Below are 19,172 nucleotides of genomic sequence, written 5' to 3'. Positions count from 1 at the left end.
TCGCCCGTGCCTCCTCAGCGCGCGGGCGGACAAAGGCTGTGCGATAATTGCCCTTATGCACGGCCACCTCCTAGTTTCGATTTCCAGTATTTTCGACGACACTCGGAAACAAGCTAGTAACCTCATCAAAGAGCTAGACCGGGAAGAAATCCCGGTCTCTTTGCTCGTTGCACCACATATCGACGGCAATTGGCACCTGGCCAAGGATGAGAAGACCTTGGGCTGGCTCAAAGAACAAGAGGAAATGGGCCGCGTGCTCATACTCAACGGTTTCGACCAAGCCGTCCAGGGCCGCCGCGCGGAATTCGCCAACCTTGACTCCCATGAGGCCAACTTGCGTCTCAAGGGCGCTACCCGTCAGATGGCCAAGCTGGGCTTTGAACCCACCATCTTCGCACCACCGCGTTGGCGTATGTCGCCCGGCACGCTTGAGGTCCTGCCTAACTTCTCCTTTAGTGCTGCGGCGTCCACCCGCGGAATCCACGAGTTACGCTCTGGCAAATTTCACCAGTCCCGCAACCTTTCCTTTGGCGAGGGGTTCGGTGCGGCGAAGTGGTGGCGCCGCAACATCATTCGTGCGGCTGAGCGCTCTGCCCTGCGTGGCAATACGGTGCGTCTGTCGATTTCCGGGCGCAATCTGCATGATCGCAAGGTCACCGCGGACTTCCTTAAGGCTGTGGAGCGGGCTGCGACTGCGGGCGCGCAGCCAGTCGATTACGGGGTGTACCTCTAGCGCGGCGGAAGCCTCCGCGCACAATGCGCTGGATGGGGTCTAGATCGAGGACCCGAAGTCGAGGCAAAGCTTAAGTAAAACTGGAGGCACGATGGTTCAGCGCGTGTACGTGGAAAATCGTGAGGGTGGGCATGCCGCAGCATGGTCGAAAGGGTGCGGCGTCAAACCTGACTTTCACAATTTGATTTAGTCCGCGAGTTTCGGCTTTGTCTTCAAGGATTGTGGTGATGAGGTTCGTGGTTTCTTCGTTGGTGTTGGGCGGAATGTCGTAGCGGTGTGTGCCGGTATCAATGGTGGCGTGGCGCAGCATTTTAAGACGCTCTACTAGTTTCGGCGCGGTCACACCACTTGTGAGGTATATGTGGTTTGGCATGGCTAAAGCCGCCATCGCAACCGTCAAGTGGGCACGGATAGTGTCTTGCGTACGGTGGGGGATTGGTGGTGCTTGCAAATCGGTTTTCGCCATCCGGAAAGCGTTTTCGTTGTGGTAGAGCTCGTGGTAACAGCTTATGACCTCTCGACCGGACAACTGCTCCTGGGAAAGACTGGTGGCGTAGCCTTTCTAACCGGTTAGCGCCAAGGCCTTGTCGTAGGCTTTCTCGTTGACAGTAAGCTTCGCCCCGGCTTTGATGTGAAAGTCAAGCGAGAAGGCGGATAAGGCGGTCGGCAACGTGGTTAATAACGTTTCGCATTTTGATTGGGCGGTAGTCCGATGCTCCGGGGCTGAGGGTGGGGCGAAGACGGGGTTTTCTATGCCCGGAAGCTGCGGCGGGGGAGCAGGGGAGTAGTGCGTTTGTTGTGGGGTGGGAATGCGGAAGCGGCGGGGCGCGGGGTGGTCCCCGCGGCTCCCGCCGCTTCTATGTTGGGTCAGTGTTGAAGTTGAGTGGCTTCATCGCTGGCCCTGGGTGCGCTGTTTAGTACCGACGCTTGCGCAGAACTATCAACGCGGTTCCGACGAGGATCAGCAGTGCAGCGATCCCTACCGGCATAGCGATGTTTGCGCCGGTGCGTGCCAGTGCGGACTGGCTGCTGGACTCCGCCTTCTCCGGCTGGCTGCCCTGTTGGGCGGCGCTGCCGGAGCCGCCACCCGAGTTGCCCGGAGCGGCTGGCTGCTCGCTCGGCTTTTCGGACTCGCTTGGCTTGCCCGGCTTACCTGGCGCGCTCGGCTTGTTGGCCGTTGTGGACGACTTGCTTGGCTTGCTTGGCTTGTCGGCCGTCGTGGTCGGCTCGGTTGGCTTGGTCGGCTCAGTCGGCTTGGTCGGCTCAGTTGGCTCGGTTGGGTCCGTCGGCTCGGTTGGCTCGGTTGGGTCCTTCGGGTCCGTCGGCTCGGTTGGCTCAGTTGGCTCAGTTGGCTCGGTTGGGTCCTTCGGGTCCGTCGGCTCGGTTGGCTCAGTTGGGTCCGTCGGGTCCGTCGGCTCGGTTGGGTCAACAGGAGGCGTCGGCTCGCACTTGCACTTAGTGCCCACACGAATCTTACGATCCTGCTTGTCCTTAGTAACGGTCTCCGAAATCGTCGGATCGCCTACGGGCTTACCGTTCTCCAGCTTCCAGGTCTTGGTGATCTCCTTCTCACCGAATACACCGGCCTGGTCCTCGACAACCCTGCCGACTTCCAGGTCCGGGTCGTACTCAATGAGGGTGTCGTACGGAATCTTCTCTGTGTGCTTATCCGTCAACGTGGTCTCGCGGCTCTTGGCCGGACCAACTTCGATGATCTGGTTTACCGGGTCGCTAATCTTCTCAGAGGACTTATCCGTGGAGATTTCCCCGTTGTCAGCATTCACCTTGACGGTGTGCTTGATTTCGCCCTGCTTACCTTCCTGGACGACCTTGGTCTCACCAGGCTTCAGTTCGGGGTTAACCCGAACCTCAACCTCGAACGGAGTCTTTTCCGTCCACTCAACCGTGGTGGAGGCAGGCTTGCCCTTGGTACCGACCTTGATGATCTTCTTGACCGGTTCCTTCACACGCTTAGTTTCGGTCTTGGTATCCACAACCTGCGAATTCTCAATGGTCTGGGTAGTAGTTACCTTGTCCTTGCCAAGAACACCTTCCTGCACAGTTTCTTGCGTGCCGGCTTCCAGATTCTCGTCGAAGATAATCTCAGTCTCAAATGGGACGTCTACCTCGTACTCAGTAGTGTGAGTGCCCTCGGTCTTAGTGCCAACACGGATGACCGCGTTGGTCGGCTCCTTGGTGCGCTCAGTAGTCACGGTCGGCTCGCCGGACGGCTTGCCATCCACGATCTTCTGGGTGGAGGTGACAACCTCGGTACCCAGCTCGCCCTGCTGGTCGATAACCTGCTCACCGGCCTTCAGGTTCGGGTCGAAGACGATCTTCGTCTCGAATGGAACCGGCTTCTCAGTCTTGGTGACGACCTCCGAATCCTCGGCGCCCGGGCCATACTCGATGATCTCGTTGACCGGGTCCTTGGTTTGCTTCTCCTCAGGGGTCACAGTTGCCTGGTCGCCCTTAGCGGTGAAGTCCGCGGTGTAGGTCTTCTCGCCAGGCACGCCCTTCTGGACGACCTTAATCTCACCCGGCTTGAGCGCTGGGTTCGGACGAGTTTCAACTTCGAACGGCACCTGGGCAGTCCAGGTGACCTTCTTGGAGGCCTCAGATGGCTTGGTGCCGACCTTGATCACCTGATCCACCGGCTTCTCGATGATTTCCTCAGTGATCTGCGGGTCGCCCGGCTTGGAGTTGATGATGTCACGCTTGATCGTCACCTTCTTCTTGCCTGGCTTGCCCTCGGTGACAGTCTCAGACGTGCCAGCCGGCATGTTCGGATCAAACTCGACCTTCACGCCGAACGGGATCTCAGATTCCACGGACTCGGTGGTCTCACCGGTGGTCTTGGTGCCCACGCGGATAACCTGCTTGACCGGCTCCTTGGTGCGCTCATTGGTCACCTTAGGGTCGCCGGACGGCTTGCCGTCCACAATCTTCTGAATCGAAGTTTCGACCTCAGTTCCAAGCTGCCCTGCCTGATCGACGACCTGCGTGCCTTCTTCCAGGGTGTCGTCGAAGACAATTTCAGTCTCAAACGGAATTGGCTTCTCGGTCTTGGTCACCAGTTCGCTAGCACCCAAGCGTGGACCGTACTCGATGATGCGAGGCTTCGCTTCCTTAGTGGTTTCTTCCTCTGCAACCTGAGCCTCGGAGCCCTTGGCGGTGAACTTAGCGGTGTAGGTCTTCTCGCCGTTTTCGCCTTCCTGGACAACCTTGATTTCACCAGGTGCCAGGTCCGGGTTCTCGCGAACCTCGGTGGGGAACGGAATCGGAACCGTCCAGGTCACGTCCTTGGCGGCCTCGGCAGGCTTGGTGCCGACCAGGACAACCTCATTCTTGGGTGCCTCGGTCTGCTCCCACTGGCCGTCCTTGGTCATCTTTTCCTTGCCAGGAACGCCCTTGGTTTCAACCTTGTACTCACCGGCAGGAATGGTGTCATCGTACTTGTACTCGACCTTGAACGGCACCTCACGCGTCGGAACGTCGACAACGTTCACCACGGCGTATGCGGTGTCCTTAGACCCATCCTCATAGGTCACGGTGACCGGAATCTTGACCTGGTCACCCGGTTTTGCGTCCGCAGGTGCGGTCGCGGTGATCTGGCCATTGTCGTCAATGGTGGCCGTCCAACCCTCCGGGAGTGTACCCAGCTTGTAGGGGTTTTCCTTAGCGACGTTGACATTATCCGGCTTGTTGAGGTTCAACGGCAGCTTTGCGGTATCGCCCGGGTACACCGTCTCCACCGGGTAGGAAGGCTCCGCCTCCCAACTGTTGGTCAGCTTCACGACGGTGGTGACAGGTGTCTGTGTGGTCCGACCACCCGGTGCATTAACCGTTACAGTGACGGTATTCTTGTCACCCGGCTTGGCGTCTGCTGGCGGGGTAGCCGAGACTTCACCGGTGTTCGGGTCGATGCGGTACTTCCAGCCGTCAACGTCCTGTTCGGTGACCGGCTTTCCATCCTTGTTGCCGAAGGAGAAGGTGGAGCCGTCCGGCGCGCCTTCAACCTGATGCTTGGCTTCCTTGCCCGGAGCAGTGACCTGAACGTTGTAGTTCGCCTCGATGTCGCCCTTGAGGACGACAACGGTGCCTACAACCGTCTGCGGCTTCTGCTTGCTCTCATTACTGTAGTGCGCGAGGACTGGGACATTCAGAATGTCTCCTTCCTGGGCACCCTTCGGAATCGTGGTCGTAATCTTGCCAGTCTTCTCGTCAACGTAGACGTCCCACGTCTTACCGTCCTTGCTGGTAAGGGTCGTCTTGTTGGTGCCGTCCTCGAAGGTGTAGCGCGTCGGGGCCTCGTCGGTCGTGTTACCGCTCAGGCCCCGTTCCGGGATCTCAGGAGTAAGGCTGACGTTCGCGTTCGGCTGACCAGTCACCGTGTCGTAGTTAGGGATCTTGATATCGACGATGGCCTGGAACTGGGTCTCGATCTCGTCCGTGGTCTGGTCCGGGTAGGTTGCCTTCACCTTCGGGGTGATGATGGTGCCCGGTGCGACGGTGTCGTCCGCTTTCGCGGTGACCTTGCCGGTCCCATCGACGGTGACGGTCCAGCCTTCAGGCACAGTGGACGGGTCGACCTCGAACTTGGCAGGGTGAACCGGCTTGTGTCCCTTCATGATGGACTTGGTGCCCACCTGGGCGGTCAAATCTTGGCCAATCTTGCCCTTCGTCAGACTCGGGCGCACGAGGTCGGTGACCTGGGTGTTGTTCGGGTCAACAACGACCAACAGTTCGAGCTTGTCTGAGGAGCCATTCGAGTATTCAACCGTTACTACGGGGCGCGCGAAAGTGCCCGGCTTCGGGTTTTCCGGAGCGGTGACGGTGACGTTGTAGTGCTCGTCCATTTCGACGGTCCAGCCTTCGTAGACGTATTTCTCGTCCAACTCGACCTTAGCCTCGAAGCCGCCGTCGCCCTTCTTCTTCTTCAGTTCCTTGATCAGGTCTGGTACCTGGGTGAAAGTGACCTTCTGCGGCTCGGTAGCCAGTGGGCCGGTTGCGCTATCCACACCCGAGATGATCGAGGCATCGGTCTTGTCGTACTGCGGGTTGTGGTACTCGGTGTCATCTAGAGAGTACGCATTGGAGTCGATGACGTTCGCCTTGTTGTAGCGAGTCAGCGAGTTAGAGCTATCGAAGACTTGGGTATTGCCGAATTCATTATTGTTATTTTTACCAGCAGCCTTGAGCTGATCCACGGTACGTGGCTTCGCCAGAACGGAGAAGTTCACGTTCTTGTCGGTAGCAAGGTCCGTACCACGGTACTCAGGCCAGGTGAAATAGATATCGCCGTTGCCATCAATACGCAACAACTGTTTGCCGCCCGAAGCAGCTACGTCAGAGGTACCGATGAACTTACCGTTGCCGTCGTAGGCCTCTACAACCATGCGGGACATAGAATCGTCCTTACCGCCGTTCTTCACAGCAGGCACGTTGATCTTGCCGACCTTGGTTTCATCACCGGGTACGATCACGTGCTTCTCGAAAGACTCCCACGACACCGTGATCGGGTTACACTCGATGTTTTCGCTCGGCCACGGGTTTACAAGAGCACTGAATGCCGCGCTGCCTCCCCGGGTAGCCCTAGGCCCACTGGGATTTTCCTTCTTATAGTCGCCCTGCCAAGCGTAACGCACAGGGGTATCGGCAGTGGCCGAAGCGAACTGCTTGACCTTCTCGTCGGTCAGCTCTGCAGCGAGATTTAAGTTTCGTTGGCGACCAGCATCAGTAATCTCAATGTTCTCGTCGGCTTTTTGGGTGACGTTCTCGCCAAGGAAGGTCTGGCCCGCCTCGATAGAGGGAATGTTACCTGTGTCGAGGTGTGCTTTCATATTGCCTGAATTAGTAAAGTACCAATCCGCGAACGTGCGATCCTTCGAGTTATCAAAGGAAACACTCAAGCCCCACCGGGTTTTCGAGGGGCTTTCCTCAGCTGGCTCCAAGGTCTTCCAGGTAAAACCAGCCTGGCTGTGTTCAGCGGTGTCGGTTTCTTCGACAACACACGAACCGGCTGGCAGGTCGGACGCCTTTTGGGCGTCCTTCTCTACCGCGCCGGATTTGTCGCGAATGCCGCCGCTCAGTGTGGCAGCGGTGGCCTCAGGGATGGGGCCGCTGTGAGGGAAAAGGCTGAGCGACCCCAGCGCGAGAGTGATGGCGGACAGGGCGGCAACGCCAGTGCGGGGGCGCCGTCGTGAAACCCTGTTCTGAGAGGAGTTCATTCCTCGGTCCTTCCTTAAAATTTTGATGTCCTGCTGCTCCTGCTGCTTCTGCTGCTTGGAAACGCATGGTCGGGGATGTCTAAGGCCAAATCCGAATCCTTAGCGTGGACTCGCTTGAGGTGCAAAATCTCCTTAGAGCACCGTGAAAATTATACTCTCATCAGGGTGAATAAACAATGGGAATTGTGCGCGAAAAGCCATAAGGTGCAGCTTAGGCCGGGTTCTACGATGCAAGAGAGGGCTGGGGCGGGGTTAAAATACTTAGGAGGGGGTGTTAAGGGTTGGACCGTAGCGGAGCGCTACTCGCGCGGGGAATAGCATGGTTCCACACCACGTTGACGCTATTGACCCAGCAGAGGGGAGAGCATGAGTTCCCCCACCCGTAGCGCGCCGCGACGCAGCGCACCGAGGAGCCCGACGAGGAGCTGCTCGCCCGCTTCGAAAGCGACGCGCTGCCGCTGCTGAACCAGCTCTACGGTGCGGCGTTGCGGATGACTCGCAACCCCGCCGATGCACAGGACCTCGTGCAGGATGCGTATATCAAGGCCTTCCAAGCCTTCCGATCCTTCAAGCCCGGCACCAACCTCAAAGCCTGGCTGTACCGCATCCTCACCAACACCTACATCAACGAGTGCCGCAAGCAGCAGCGCCGACCCTATGAATCCTCTGCGGAGGACATGACCGACTAGCAACAGGCCGACGTGATGTCGCATGCTCCGGACAGTCTCGCCTCCGCGGAAATTGAAGCGCTCAAGCGGATCCCTGACCGGCACATCATCGACGCGCTGACGGATATCAGCGAGGACTATCGCATGGTGGTCTACTACGCCGACGTCGAAGGATTCGCCTACAAGGAGATCGTGAAGATCCTCGACCTCCCCATCGGCACCGTCATGAGCCGCGTCCACCGGGGCCGGAAGGCGCTGCACAAGAAACTGAAGGACGTCGCCGCGGAACACGGCATCGGCGTCAAGAAGAAAACAAGGCGAAGGCATAGACGAGAAGCGCAATCAGTGACAACGTTGAGCCGAATGCAGGCACCCCTCGGCGCAACATTATTCGTGCAGCCGAGCGCTCTGCTCTGCGTGGCAATACGGTGCGCCTGTCGATTTCCGGGCGCAATCTGCATGACCGTAAGGTCACCGCGGACTTCCTTAAGGCTGTGGAGCGTGCTGCGACTGCGGGCGCACAACCAGTCGATTACGGGGTGTACCTCTAGTGCGGCGGAAGCTTCCGGGTGCTCTGGTGCGCGTGGCCGTGGCGTGGGCAAATACGTGATTGCCCACTAGGTTGCGGCTTCTGCGTTCTCCCTGCGCTGTGCCCTATAGAATTGGTGTCTGTTCCCCGCGCACAATACGCTGGGTGGGGTCTAGATCGAGGACTCGAAGTCGAAGCAAAGTTTAAAGAAAACTGGAGGCACGATGGTTCAGCGCGTGTACGTGGAAAATCGCGAGGGTGGGCATGCCGCGGCATTGTCGAAAGAGTACGGCGTCAAAGTGCGCCTGCTCAACCGCTATGACGTAGAGGGCACCACGGATGAGGAGTTCGCCACCGCGGTTCAGCTGGTTCTCTCCGAACCGCAGGTAGACACAACCTATTCCACGTTGGACGAGGCCGGCATCGACGGAGAGGTCCTCGCGGTCGAGCCGCTGCCTGGTCAGTTCGATCAACGCGCGGACTCCGCTGCGCAGTGTATTCAGTTCCTTTTTGAAAAGGAGCGCCCGCGCGTTCGCACCGCTGTGGTCTACGCAGTCGAGGGCGCCATTCCGGAGGTCATGCGCGCAGGCCTCATCAACCCGGTGGAGGCCCGCGAGGCTTCCCTGGAGCTGCCTGAGACGCTGGCACTGCAGGTGGCCACGCCCGCTGATGTGGAGACCCTTGAGGGCTTTACTGCGCTTTCCGACGCCGCCCTCCCCGAATTCGTCGCATCCCACGGCCTGGCCATGGACGCTGACGACGCCACCTTGATTCGTAACTACTTTGCTTCCGAAGACCGCGAACCCACCATCACCGAGCTCAAGGTGATCGACACCTACTGGTCCGATCACTGCCGCCACACCACTTTTGAGACGGTTCTCGACTCCATCACCTTCAACGAGCCAGCCGTCGAGGCTGCTTACCAGGACTACCTCGCAGCCCGTGAGTCCATCGGCCGCACCAAGCCGGTGACCCTGATGGACATGGGCACCATCGCGGGCAAGGTCCTGCGTGCCACGGGCAAGCTCGACGCTATGGACGTCTCCGAAGAGATCAACGCCTGCACCGTGCACGTCACCATCACCGTTGACGGCAAGGAAGAGCCATGGCTGCTGCTCTTTAAGAACGAGACCCACAACCACCCAACCGAGATCGAGCCTTTCGGTGGCGCCGCTACCTGTATCGGTGGCGCTATCCGTGACCCTCTGTCCGGCCGCGGCTACGTCTACGGCGCCATGCGCATCTCCGGCTCCGGCAACCCACTGGAGACCACCACGCGCGCGGGCAAGCTGCCGCAGAAGACCATCGCGCGCGTGGCCGCTGCCGGTAACTCCTCCTACGGCAACCAGATCGGCCTGGCCACCGGCCTCGTCGACGAGCTCTATCACCCGGGCTATGTGGCCAAGCACCTCGAGATGGGTGCAGTTGTCGCGGGCGCGCCAGCAGCCAACGTGCGCCGCGAGGTGCCGGCCGCAGGTGACCTCGTGGTTTTGGTCGGAGGTGCAACCGGCCGCGACGGCATCGGCGGAGCCACCGGTTCCTCCAAGTCGCATACCGTGGAATCCCTGACTACCGCGGGCGCGGAGGTGCAGAAGGGTAACGCCCCAGAGGAGCGCAAGCTCCAGCGTCTGTTCCGCAACCCGGAATTCTCCAAGCTCATCAAGCGCTGCAACGACTTCGGCGCCGGCGGCGTTGCCGTGGCTGTGGGCGAGCTGGCTGATTCCCTCGAGATCAACCTGGACGCCGTTCCAAAGAAGTACGAGGGACTCGACGGCACCGAGCTGGCGCTGTCTGAGTCCCAGGAGCGCATGGCTACCGTGATTGAGGCAGGCGACGTCGACAAGCTCATCGCCCTCGCCAACGAGGAGAACCTCAACGCAGTCATTGTCGCTGAGGTCACCGATTCCGGCCGCATGCGCATGCACTGGCGCGGCACCACCATCGTGGATCTCTCCCGCGAGTTCCTCAACACCAACGGCGCGGACAAGCACGCCACCGCTGACGTCGCCCCTGCTGGTGATTGGCGCGGCGCGTCCCGTGAGTGGGCGCGCCAGGAGGACTTCAATGCGTCCTTCCTCGGCATGGCCTCTGACCTCAACGTTGCCTCCAAGCAAGGCCTCTCCGAGCGCTTCGACTCCACCGTCGGTGCCGGCACCGTGCTGATGCCTTTCGGCGGCACGCGTCAGGCCACCCCGATCCAGGCAATGGCCAACACCCTCCCTGCGCTGGGCGAGACCACCAACTGCTCCGTGATGTCCTGGGGCTACAACCCATACGTCACCGAGGCCAGCCCGTACCACGGCGCCTACCTCGCCGTTGTGGAGTCCGTGTCCAAGCTGATTGCTACCGGCGCCTCCTTCGATGAGACCTACCTGTCCTTCCAGGAGTACTTCGAGCGCATGGACTCTGCCTCCGCGTGGGGCAAGCCAACCGCCGCGCTGCTGGGCACCATCAAGGCCCAGCTTGGCCTCGGCGTCGCCGCGATTGGCGGCAAGGATTCCATGTCCGGAACCTTCGAAGAGCTGCACGTTCCGCCAACGGTTATTTCGGTTGCCGTCAGCCACGACGACGCGGGCAACATGGTCCCTAACCACTTCAAGGCCGCAGGCCACCAGGTGACGCTGCTTTCGCCTGCGCTTGCCGACGCCTCCGATACCGCCCTCGCCGGCCTGCCTACCCCAGAGTCGCTGGTGGAGAACTTCCGTACCGTGACTGAGCTGCTGCGCTCAGGCAAGGTCGTCTCCGCGTACACCCCCGGCTTTGGCGGCCCTGCCGAGTCAGTCCTGAAGATGGGCTTGGGTGAGGGCATCGGCTTCGCCTTCGCTGACGACGCCCCTCTCTACGATTACGCCTACGGCGCCTTCGTCCTCGAGTGGGCAGAAGGCCAGGAGCCCGTTGCCGGCTCTGCCCTGGGTACCACCACCGCTGGCGGCTTCAGCTACCGCGGCGCGGAGGTCAGCTTTGCTGACGCTGAGGCTGCCTACTTGGGCACCCTGGAAGAGATTTACCCGACCACGGTGGAGCAGGCTGGCTCTGTTGACCTCGGCGCTGCTGCTAAGGGGGAGACGGTCGCACGGACTATCACCCCGACCTTCGGTGGGGCAAAGGCCACGGCGCTCATCCCGGTCTTCCCGGGCACCAACTGCGAGTACGACTCTGCGGCAGCGCTGCGTCGCGCGGGTATCGAGTCTGAGATTCTCGTGGTGCGTAACCGCACCCCGGAAGACATTGCTGAGTCCGTCGACCGCATGGCGGCTGCACTGGACCGCTCGCAGATGCTCTTCCTGCCGGGCGGCTTCTCCGGTGGTGACGAGCCGGATGGCTCCGCGAAGTTCATCACCTCCTTCCTGCGCAACCCGTCCCTGTCCGCAGGCGTGCAGGGCCTCCTCGACGAGCGCGGCGGCCTCATCCTGGGCATCTGCAACGGCTTCCAGGCGCTCATCAAGCTCGGCCTGGTTCCGTTCGGAGCCATCTCCAAGCCAGGCACTGAGACCCCGACCCTGACCTTCAACAGCATCGGCCGCCACCAGTCGCGCATCTCCCGCGTCCGCGTGGTCAACAACGATTCGCCATGGCTGTCCAAGGTTAATGAAGGCGACGTCTTCTCCGTGCCGATTTCGCACGGTGAGGGGCGCATCACCGCTGGTGAATCCGAGTGGGAGCGCCTAAAGGCAGCTGCCGTTACCCAGTACGTCGACGTTGCTGGCAACCCGCTGATGGATATCTCTGTGAACCCGAACGGTGGCCTCTTCGCGCTGGAGGGCATCATGTCCGAGGACGGCCGCGTCCTGGGCAAGATGGGCCACTCTGAGCGCATCTCGCCGTCGACGTACAAGAACGTGCCGGGCGAGTACGACATGTTGCTCTTTGAGTCCGCGGCGGAGTTCTTCCGCAAGTAGTTCCGAGCCCGGACTGGCCTGACGCGTGCCGAAGGCCAGCCGGTTTGGTCCTCCTGGTTGGGTCCCATTCCTTGGCTCCCTTTGCTAGCAAAGGGAGCCTTTTTCATCCCATAACACAAAACTCCACTCGCAATAGGACCCAACCAATGGGACCCAAAGACGGGGACCCAACCGGTGTGGGAGCCTCAGAGCGAGCGATGGTCTGTCCTCAGCTGATCTTCATCTGTTGCTCGAACCAGCCGAAGGAGTGCGCGCCCTGGTCAGTGGAGACAGCTTCTGGGTCATCCGGTTTATGCGCTCTTGGCCGCCCTGTACACCTGGCAAGAGATAGAAGCTCGGGCGTGGCTGGTCACCACCGGGGAGCAGAACATTGTTGGAGATACCCTTGAACCCCTGAGGTTAGGCCCGTATAGTTACGGAAACGTAAGTTTAGTGTTGAGGCTAAATAGATTCCCAAAGTAAGGCTTTCTTGATGGCGATCCAACATAGGGTCACGACCCCCGACGAAAAATGCGAAAACGGCGCTTTAGAAAAACTCATTGAGCGCCGCTATTTCGTGGCAGACCGCGGCGAACGCCCACTAACGCGTGGGTGGGGTCATCTCTTCGCGGCTATTGCTTCCGTGATTGCCTCCACTGTCTTAATTACGTTTGCGTGGATGAGCATCTCGTGGGACCAGGCGCTTGCAGTGACCGTCTATGGCGTTGGGGTGGTGGGGCTCTTCGGCGTTTCGGCCCTTTACCACCGTTGGCCATGGCCCACCGCGCGGGCGGTGCGATGGTGGCGGCGCGCTGACCATGCCACCATCGCGGTGTTTATTGCTGCCACCTATACGCCGCTCTGTGCGATTGTGCTTGAGCCAGTCCAGGCTGCTTGGATGCTGGGCATAGCGTGGGTTGGTGCAATTATGGGCGTCATCCTGAATCTGGTGTGGATTGACCACCCACGCTGGCTTGATGTGGTGGTGTACTTGACCTTGGGATGGTTGGTCTTGCCTTTGATTCCAACGTTGTGGACTGAGGCGGGGCCCGCTGTGGTGTGGCTGCTGTTCGCAGGCGGCGTCATCTATTCCGTGGGCGCGTTGGCCTATGGCTTTAAATGGCCAGGCCGCAACGCCCGGTGGTACGGCTACCACGAGCACTTTCACACGGCGACTATCGCCGCCGCCGTTGTACACATGGTCGCTGTCTGGATGGTCGTTGCGGCCTAACTAGTGGTGCGGCGCTTTAGTTAGTGGCGAAGCGGGTCTACGCCTGCCTCGGTGAGCATCGGAATGTTGGATACCTCGGAAGGGATGCCGAAGGCGTCTACCAAGACCATCGACCAGGGCGCCAGGGAATCGACGAGGTCGTTGATGGCGGCGCGAGCAGCTTTCATACGGCCTGCGGGAAGCAGGTTGTGTTCCTGATACCAGCCGGCGTGTTCCACCAGGGTGGTCAGCACGAATAGGTGGCGCAGCTGCTCGAATACCTGGCGAGCCAGCGAACCCTCTTCCAGGCGCTCCTCTGCTTCGATCATGGCCTGGACCAGCAGGGTATCCACGCGGGCCCAACCAGCCGCGATGAGGTGGTCCTGGCACTTGTCCACGATGGCGGCCGCCTGCACCTTATCCGCCTTGCGGGCTGGCTGGATGCGGCGCACGAGGGAGAAGAGCACGGACTGGGCGCGATCGTCGATGAGCTTGGCCTGGTACACGGCGTCGAAAAGCGATGCCTCATTCGGGTTCACCAAGTCCACCAGCCCCTGCAAGCGAGTGGTGAAGCCGGTGCGGCGGCGGACCACTTCGGTGGCGGTCGTCGCGGCGTAACGCACGGTGTCCCATGGGGACATGTCATTCATCGCGCGGCCATATGCCGTGAGTAGATTCTTGCCCACCATCTGGATGAGGACGGTGTTGTCGCCCTCGAAGGTGGCGAAGACATCCGAGTCGGCACGGTAGGTGGTCAGGCGGTTCTCCGACATGTAGCCGGCGCCGCCGCAGGCCTCACGGCATTCTTGAATGGTGCGGATGGCGTGCTGGGTTTGCGCTGCTTTGATGGCGCCGGCGAGGGACTCCATCTCGCGGGAGGCGAACTTCTGCTCCTCATCCGGGGTGGTCACGGACCATGTGCCGGACTCCTGCTGGTCATTCATTTCCTGGTAGCGCTCCAGGATCTGGTTGTGGAGCAGGTGCAGCGCATAGGTACGTGCGAGCGGGATGAGCAGGCGGCGGCGGTGCTGGCGGTGATCGATGAGACGCTTTTCGGAACCGGTTGCGCCTTCGAACTGGCGACGTCGGTTGGCGTAGCGCAGTGCAATATCCAACGAGGCTTCAGTCGCGGCACCGGCAGCGCCCGCCACGCCCATGCGGCCGCGGATGAGCGTGCCCAGCATGGTGAAAAAGCGGGCGTTGGGATTCTCAATAGGGGAGGTGTACTTGCCTTTCTCGTCGACATCGGCGAACCGGTTGAGCAGGTTTACACGGGGGACCCGGACATTGTCGAAGCGCAATGTGCCGTTGTCCACGCCGACCAGGCCGCCCTTGTGGCCGTGGTCGCCCAAGGTGACACCCGGCAGGGAGTTACCCTCTTCGTCGCGAATCGGCACGATGATGGCGTGCACGCCGTGGCTGCGGCCATCGCTGCCCGGGGTGTAGAGCTGTGTAAAGACCACTGCAGCGCGGCCGTCCTTTGCGGCGTTGCCGATGTAGTTCTTTACCGCGGTGTCCTTTGGAGTGTTGATGATGAACTCATCAGTCTCCGGATCATAGGTAGCGGTAGTCTCCAGGGACTGGACGTCAGAACCGTGACCGCGCTCGGTCATGGCGAAGCAACCAGGTAGCTCAAGGCTGCTTGCCTTTTCTACCCATTCGAGGTGGCGTTCGGTGCCCAGCTGGTCGAGCGCACCTCCCCACAGGCCCCACTGCACGCCGGACTTGATGGCCAGGGAACCGTCGGCCCATGCCAGGCCTTCCAGAGTGAAGGTGGAAAGAATCGGCTTGCCCGGACCGCCATTGTCGCGGCGCAGTCCCTTTTGGAAGCCGCCGAAGTCGCGGACCTTTGCAAGGTTGTTAAAGGTGTGCTCGCGCTGCTCGGCAACCGAGAGCTCAGGACGTGGGAAGAGGCTTGGATCGTCGATGAATTCGCGCAACTCGTGGCGGAAAGAGGCGTGTGGGCCGTCGAGAAGCGCTCCCAGCTCGGTGGCCACGGAAGGCTTCGGAGTGGTGGGCAGGCGGCCTGGGCTGCGCGGCTCGGCTTGGGCTGGTGCAGAACGGCCGTCGCCGCGGCCAGGGTTTTGTTCCTTGTTGGAGTCTCTGCTCAGAGTCTTGGTGAGTGCCATGATGGGTTTCCTTAATTGATTGGGGAGTTTGGACAGGTGGTCTCTTTGGTGTTCTAGCGCTCGACGATGGCCGCCACGCCCTGGCCGCCGGCTGCGCAGATGGAAATCAAAGCGCGGCCGCCGCCGTTTTCTTCCAGAATCTTGGCGGTGGTGGCCAGGATGCGGGTGCCGGTTGCGGCGAACGGGTGGCCCGCTGCCAAGGAGGAGCCCTTTACGTTGAGCTTGGTGCGGTCGATGGGGCCGAGCGCGCCGGGCAGTCCGAGACGCTCGCGGCAGTAGGTCTCATCTTCCCAGGCGGTCAGCGTGGCCAGTACCTGGGAGGCAAATGCCTCGTGGACCTCATAGAAGTCGAAGTCCTGCAGGCTGAGGCCGTTGCGCTCAAGCAGGCGAGGAACCGCGTAGGTCGGTGCCATAAGCAGGCCGTCGCCGCCGTGGATGAAGTCCACTGCAGCGGTCTCGGAGTCCACCAGGTAAGCAAGCGGTTCGAGGTTATGCTGTGCGGCCCAGTCCTCGTTGCCAAGCAGCGCCACCGAGGCGCCATCGGTAAGCGGCGTGGAGTTGCCCGCAGTCATCGTGGCCTGGGTGCCGTGCTGCTGGGCGTCACGCTTGCCGAAGACTGGCTTGAGTTGCCCGAGCTTTTCCAAGGTGGAATCCGCGCGCAGGTTGGTGTCGCGGTTGACGCCCAAGAATCCGGTGGTCAGGTCAGTAAAAAAGCCCTCTTCCCAAGCCTGGTGCAGCTTCTGGTGGGACGCCAACGCCAGCTGGTCTTGGTCGGCGCGGGTGACCTTCAACTCGCGGGCGGTGATGGCCGCATGGTCACCCATGGAAAGGCCGGTGCGTGGCTCGCCGTTCTGGGGCTGCTCCGGCGCCAGCTGTCCCGGGCGAATGGACCCAATGAGCTGTGCACGCTGGGCCACGGTCTTGGCGCGAGAGAGGTTAATGAGGGTCCGGCGCAGAGAGTCGTTGACGGCGAGTGGTGCATCCGAGGTGGTGTCGGTGCCACCCGCGATGCCGGAGCTGATGCGGCCCCGGGCGATGGCGTCACCGACGTGGATGGCCGCTGCCAGCGAGGTGCAGCATGCCTGCTGGAGGTCGATGGCTGGGGTAGTGGAGTCGAGTGCAGAACCCAGGACCACCTCACGGGTGAGGTTGAAATCGCGGGAGTGCTTGAGAACTGCGCCGGCGGCGACGAGTCCTAGGCGCTCGTCGTGCAGCCCATAGCGGGCGACGAGGCCGTCGAGCGCGCTCGTCAGCATGTCTTGGTTGGAGGCATGCGCGTATTCCTTGTTGGAACGAGCGAACGGGATACGGTTGCCGCCTAGGATTGCTACGCGGTGCGAAGTGGTGGTCATTGCGACTCCTTGGTGGGAAATCCTTGCTAGGAACGTGCTAGGAAAAAGTTTTCACTCAAATGCTCTACATCACAGGCTGAATGATATTGTTAGTTCTATCACTTAATTAACTAAACTTGCAAGCTACTACATAAAGGCTTGCAACCTTGTTAAGGGAAGGAATTTAAATGCCAAAAATTAACTTCGCCGAGAAACTGATCAACTCCCCTGTCGCCGCCAAGGCAGGCGTGCCGCAGGGGTATCCATTGCGCCGCTTCACCCCCGGCGAGCCGGCTCTCGACGGCCCGGTTGTCATCGGAGCAGCAGGGGAGGGGCGCATCGCCACATTCCTTAACTCGCAGCTCGCGGTGGACTATCAGCTGTTGTCCGTGACTGCGGAGTCCAAGCGCGCAGCGCTCGTCTTCGACGCCACCGGGATCTGCAAGCCCGAACAGTTGCGCGAGCTCTACGACTTCTTCCACCCGCAGTTGCGCAACCTCACCGCCAACGCGCGCCTGCTGGTCATCGGCACCACCCCGGAGGCCGCCGATACCGTCGACGCCCGCATTGCGGCCCGTGCCCTCGAAGGCTTCACGCGCTCCCTCGCAAAAGAGATGTGTAAGGGCGGCACCGTAAATCTGGTGTGGGTCGACCCGGCAGCCACCGCTGAGGTGGAGTCCACCGTGCGCTTCTTCCTCTCCGGCAAGTCAGCGTTTGTGGACGGCCAGGTGGTGCGCGTCAAGGCTGGTTCTTTCGGTGAGGACCATGATTGGTCCGCCCCATTGGCTGGCCGTTTAGCCGTGGTTACGGGCGCTGCGCGCGGCATCGGAGCCACCATCGCGGAGGTCCTCGCTCGCGAGGGTGCAGACATTATTTGCATCGATATTCCGGGCGCCAGCGAGCACCTCAGCGCCACTGCCAACAAGGTGAAGGGCACGGCACTGCCGCTCGACGTCACGGATGCCGGTGCCGCCGCGGCCATCGCCAAGCATGCGCAGGATCGCTACGGCCGCGCCATCGACGTTATCGTCCACAACGCCGGCATCACTCGCGACAAGCTGCTGGCCAACATGAACGAAGGCCAGTGGGATGCAGTGTCGGCCGTCAACCTCCTGGCACCGGTGCGCATCACCGAGGAGCTCATCGAAAATGGTGACCTCGCCTCGGGCGCAGCCGTTGTGGGCGTGTCCTCCATGGCGGGTATTTCCGGTAACCGTGGCCAGACCAACTACGCCACCACCAAGGCGGGTGTCATTGGGCTTGTCGACGCCCTCCAACCGCTCCTCGCCGAGTCCGGTTCCACTATTAACGCGGTGGCCCCTGGCTTCATCGAGACCGCGATGACCGCCGCCATGCCCACCGGCCCGCGCGAGATTGGCCGCCGAATCAACTCGCTGCAGCAGGGCGGCCAGCCTGTCGACGTCGCTGAGACCGTGGCTTACTTCGCGGCCGCCTCCTCCGCGGCCGTTTCCGGCAATACCGTCCGCGTCTGCGGACAGAACATGATGGGAGCCTAAATGACTGCGCTCAACGTAGTGAACCTGCCCGCCGTTCCGGAGCTCAGCGAGCTCTACCGCAAGCAGGTGACCAAAGCGGTTCCCGCCATGGTGCCAGGCCTGAAACCCAAACGCACAATCAATGACCCGGCAACCGCCTTCCGTGTCGATGACGTCTGCATCGATCCCGTTCACCTCGCCCGCTACTGCCAGGCAGTGGGATTCCGCCTTGGCAACGAAGCGCCAGTGACCTACCCCTACGCCCTGGCCTTCCCCTTAGCGGTGAAGGTAATGGACTCACCGGGTTTCCCATTCCCGGCGATGGGTATCGTGCACCTGTCCAACAAGATTGAACAGTTCCGCCCCCTCCATGTCGAGGACACGTTCACCATCAATGTCCACGCGGAAAACCTCCGCCCGCACCGCAAGGGTTTGGTCCTGGACATGATTACGTCCATCTACGTCGAGGACGTGTTGGTCTGGCAGCAGACCTCCGCCTTCTTAGGCCCTGGCGCTAAGTTCTCTTCCTCCACCCCAGAAGAAGTTGCATCCCGCCCAGAAGCCACCCGCTTCCTGCCGCAGCCGCAGGCCCCAGCTGCCGGAACCAACCCCGTTTCGACCCTCCGCTTTAGCCCCGAGCCCACCAAGGTCTATGCGGAAGCGTCCGGCGATAAGAACCCGATTCACACCTCACGGGCGGGCGCCAAGCTCTTTGGCTTCCCCAATACCATTGCCCACGGCATGTACACGCATGCCTCGATGCTCACCGCGCTGGAGGGGCGGCTCCCCGAAGCCGTCCGCGTCCAAGCCGACTTCTACAAGCCGGTCATTCTTCCCGCGTCCACCGCGCTCTTTGCCAGCGAGCACGACCGCGCGTGGACGCTCGAACTACGCAAGGCCAAGGACGTCGACAAGCTGCACGTGGCAGCCGCCGTCGAGCCGTTCAGCTAACCAGCACCTAGCTGGGC

Annotated in this window: 9 protein-coding genes and 2 pseudogenes; 7 read left to right on the top strand and 4 right to left on the bottom strand. The window is 61.1% G+C overall.

The annotated features are described in order from the left end of the window. Window positions 1-55: 55 nt before the first annotated feature. Window positions 56-733, top strand: a complete 678-nt coding sequence (locus HMPREF3153_RS02990; RefSeq protein WP_070419965.1) for a DUF2334 domain-containing protein — start codon at window positions 56-58, stop codon at window positions 731-733. Between the two features lie 70 nt (window positions 734-803). Here HMPREF3153_RS02990 and HMPREF3153_RS12990 read toward each other — a convergent pair whose 3' ends face one another. Further along, entirely contained in the window at window positions 804-1,199 is a 396-nt protein-coding gene (locus HMPREF3153_RS12990) for a hypothetical protein (RefSeq protein ID WP_223197887.1), read from the bottom strand. 448 nt (window positions 1,200-1,647) lie between these two features. Continuing rightward, window positions 1,648-6,963: a G5 domain-containing protein gene (locus HMPREF3153_RS13170; RefSeq protein WP_070419964.1), complete on the bottom strand. Its 5,316-nt coding sequence runs from the start codon at window positions 6,961-6,963 to the stop codon at window positions 1,648-1,650. 425 nt (window positions 6,964-7,388) lie between these two features. Here HMPREF3153_RS13170 and HMPREF3153_RS02975 point away from each other — a divergent pair. The 4 genes and pseudogenes from HMPREF3153_RS02975 to HMPREF3153_RS02965 all read left to right on the top strand — a co-directional run. Next, window positions 7,389-7,943, top strand: a pseudogene (locus HMPREF3153_RS02975) (sigma-70 family RNA polymerase sigma factor); the annotation flags it as partial. A gap of 65 nt (window positions 7,944-8,008) precedes the next feature. After that, window positions 8,009-8,182: pseudogene (locus HMPREF3153_RS12590) on the top strand (DUF2334 domain-containing protein); the annotation flags it as partial. Window positions 8,183-8,384: 202 nt separating this feature from the next. Next, window positions 8,385-12,059 carry a phosphoribosylformylglycinamidine synthase gene (locus HMPREF3153_RS02970; RefSeq protein ID WP_070419963.1) on the top strand — a complete coding sequence of 1,225 codons (3,675 nt, stop codon included), beginning with the start codon at window positions 8,385-8,387 and terminating at the stop codon, window positions 12,057-12,059. A 472-nt stretch (window positions 12,060-12,531) separates the two neighbouring features. Beyond that, window positions 12,532-13,269: a PAQR family membrane homeostasis protein TrhA gene (locus tag HMPREF3153_RS02965; protein ID WP_046646040.1), complete on the top strand. Its 738-nt coding sequence runs from the start codon at window positions 12,532-12,534 to the stop codon at window positions 13,267-13,269. A 20-nt stretch (window positions 13,270-13,289) separates the two neighbouring features. Here the strand turns inward: HMPREF3153_RS02965 and HMPREF3153_RS02960 are convergent, their stop codons facing one another. Both HMPREF3153_RS02960 and HMPREF3153_RS02955 read right to left on the bottom strand, forming a co-directional pair. Beyond that, window positions 13,290-15,377, bottom strand: a complete 2,088-nt coding sequence (locus HMPREF3153_RS02960) for an acyl-CoA dehydrogenase family protein (RefSeq protein WP_070419962.1) — start codon at window positions 15,375-15,377, stop codon at window positions 13,290-13,292. Between the two features lie 53 nt (window positions 15,378-15,430). Beyond that, window positions 15,431-16,729 (bottom strand): acetyl-CoA C-acetyltransferase, encoded by a 1,299-nt coding sequence (locus tag HMPREF3153_RS02955; protein WP_070419961.1) that lies wholly within the window; start codon window positions 16,727-16,729, stop codon window positions 15,431-15,433. 167 nt (window positions 16,730-16,896) lie between these two features. Here HMPREF3153_RS02955 and HMPREF3153_RS02950 point away from each other — a divergent pair, with 167 nt between their 5' ends. Continuing rightward, window positions 16,897-18,225 carry a 3-oxoacyl-ACP reductase gene (locus tag HMPREF3153_RS02950; protein ID WP_070419960.1) on the top strand — a complete coding sequence of 443 codons (1,329 nt, stop codon included), beginning with the start codon at window positions 16,897-16,899 and terminating at the stop codon, window positions 18,223-18,225. Then, window positions 18,226-19,155 carry a MaoC/PaaZ C-terminal domain-containing protein gene (locus HMPREF3153_RS02945; RefSeq protein ID WP_070419959.1) on the top strand — a complete coding sequence of 310 codons (930 nt, stop codon included), beginning with the start codon at window positions 18,226-18,228 and terminating at the stop codon, window positions 19,153-19,155. It begins immediately after the preceding gene. The last annotated feature ends 17 nt before the right edge of the window (window positions 19,156-19,172 follow it).

Source organism: Corynebacterium sp. HMSC06C06, assembly GCF_001807295.1.
Lineage (GTDB): Bacteria > Actinomycetota > Actinomycetes > Mycobacteriales > Mycobacteriaceae > Corynebacterium > Corynebacterium striatum.
The sequence above is the reverse complement of the archived record's forward strand: the minus strand, read 5'-3'. Positions and strand labels throughout refer to the sequence as shown.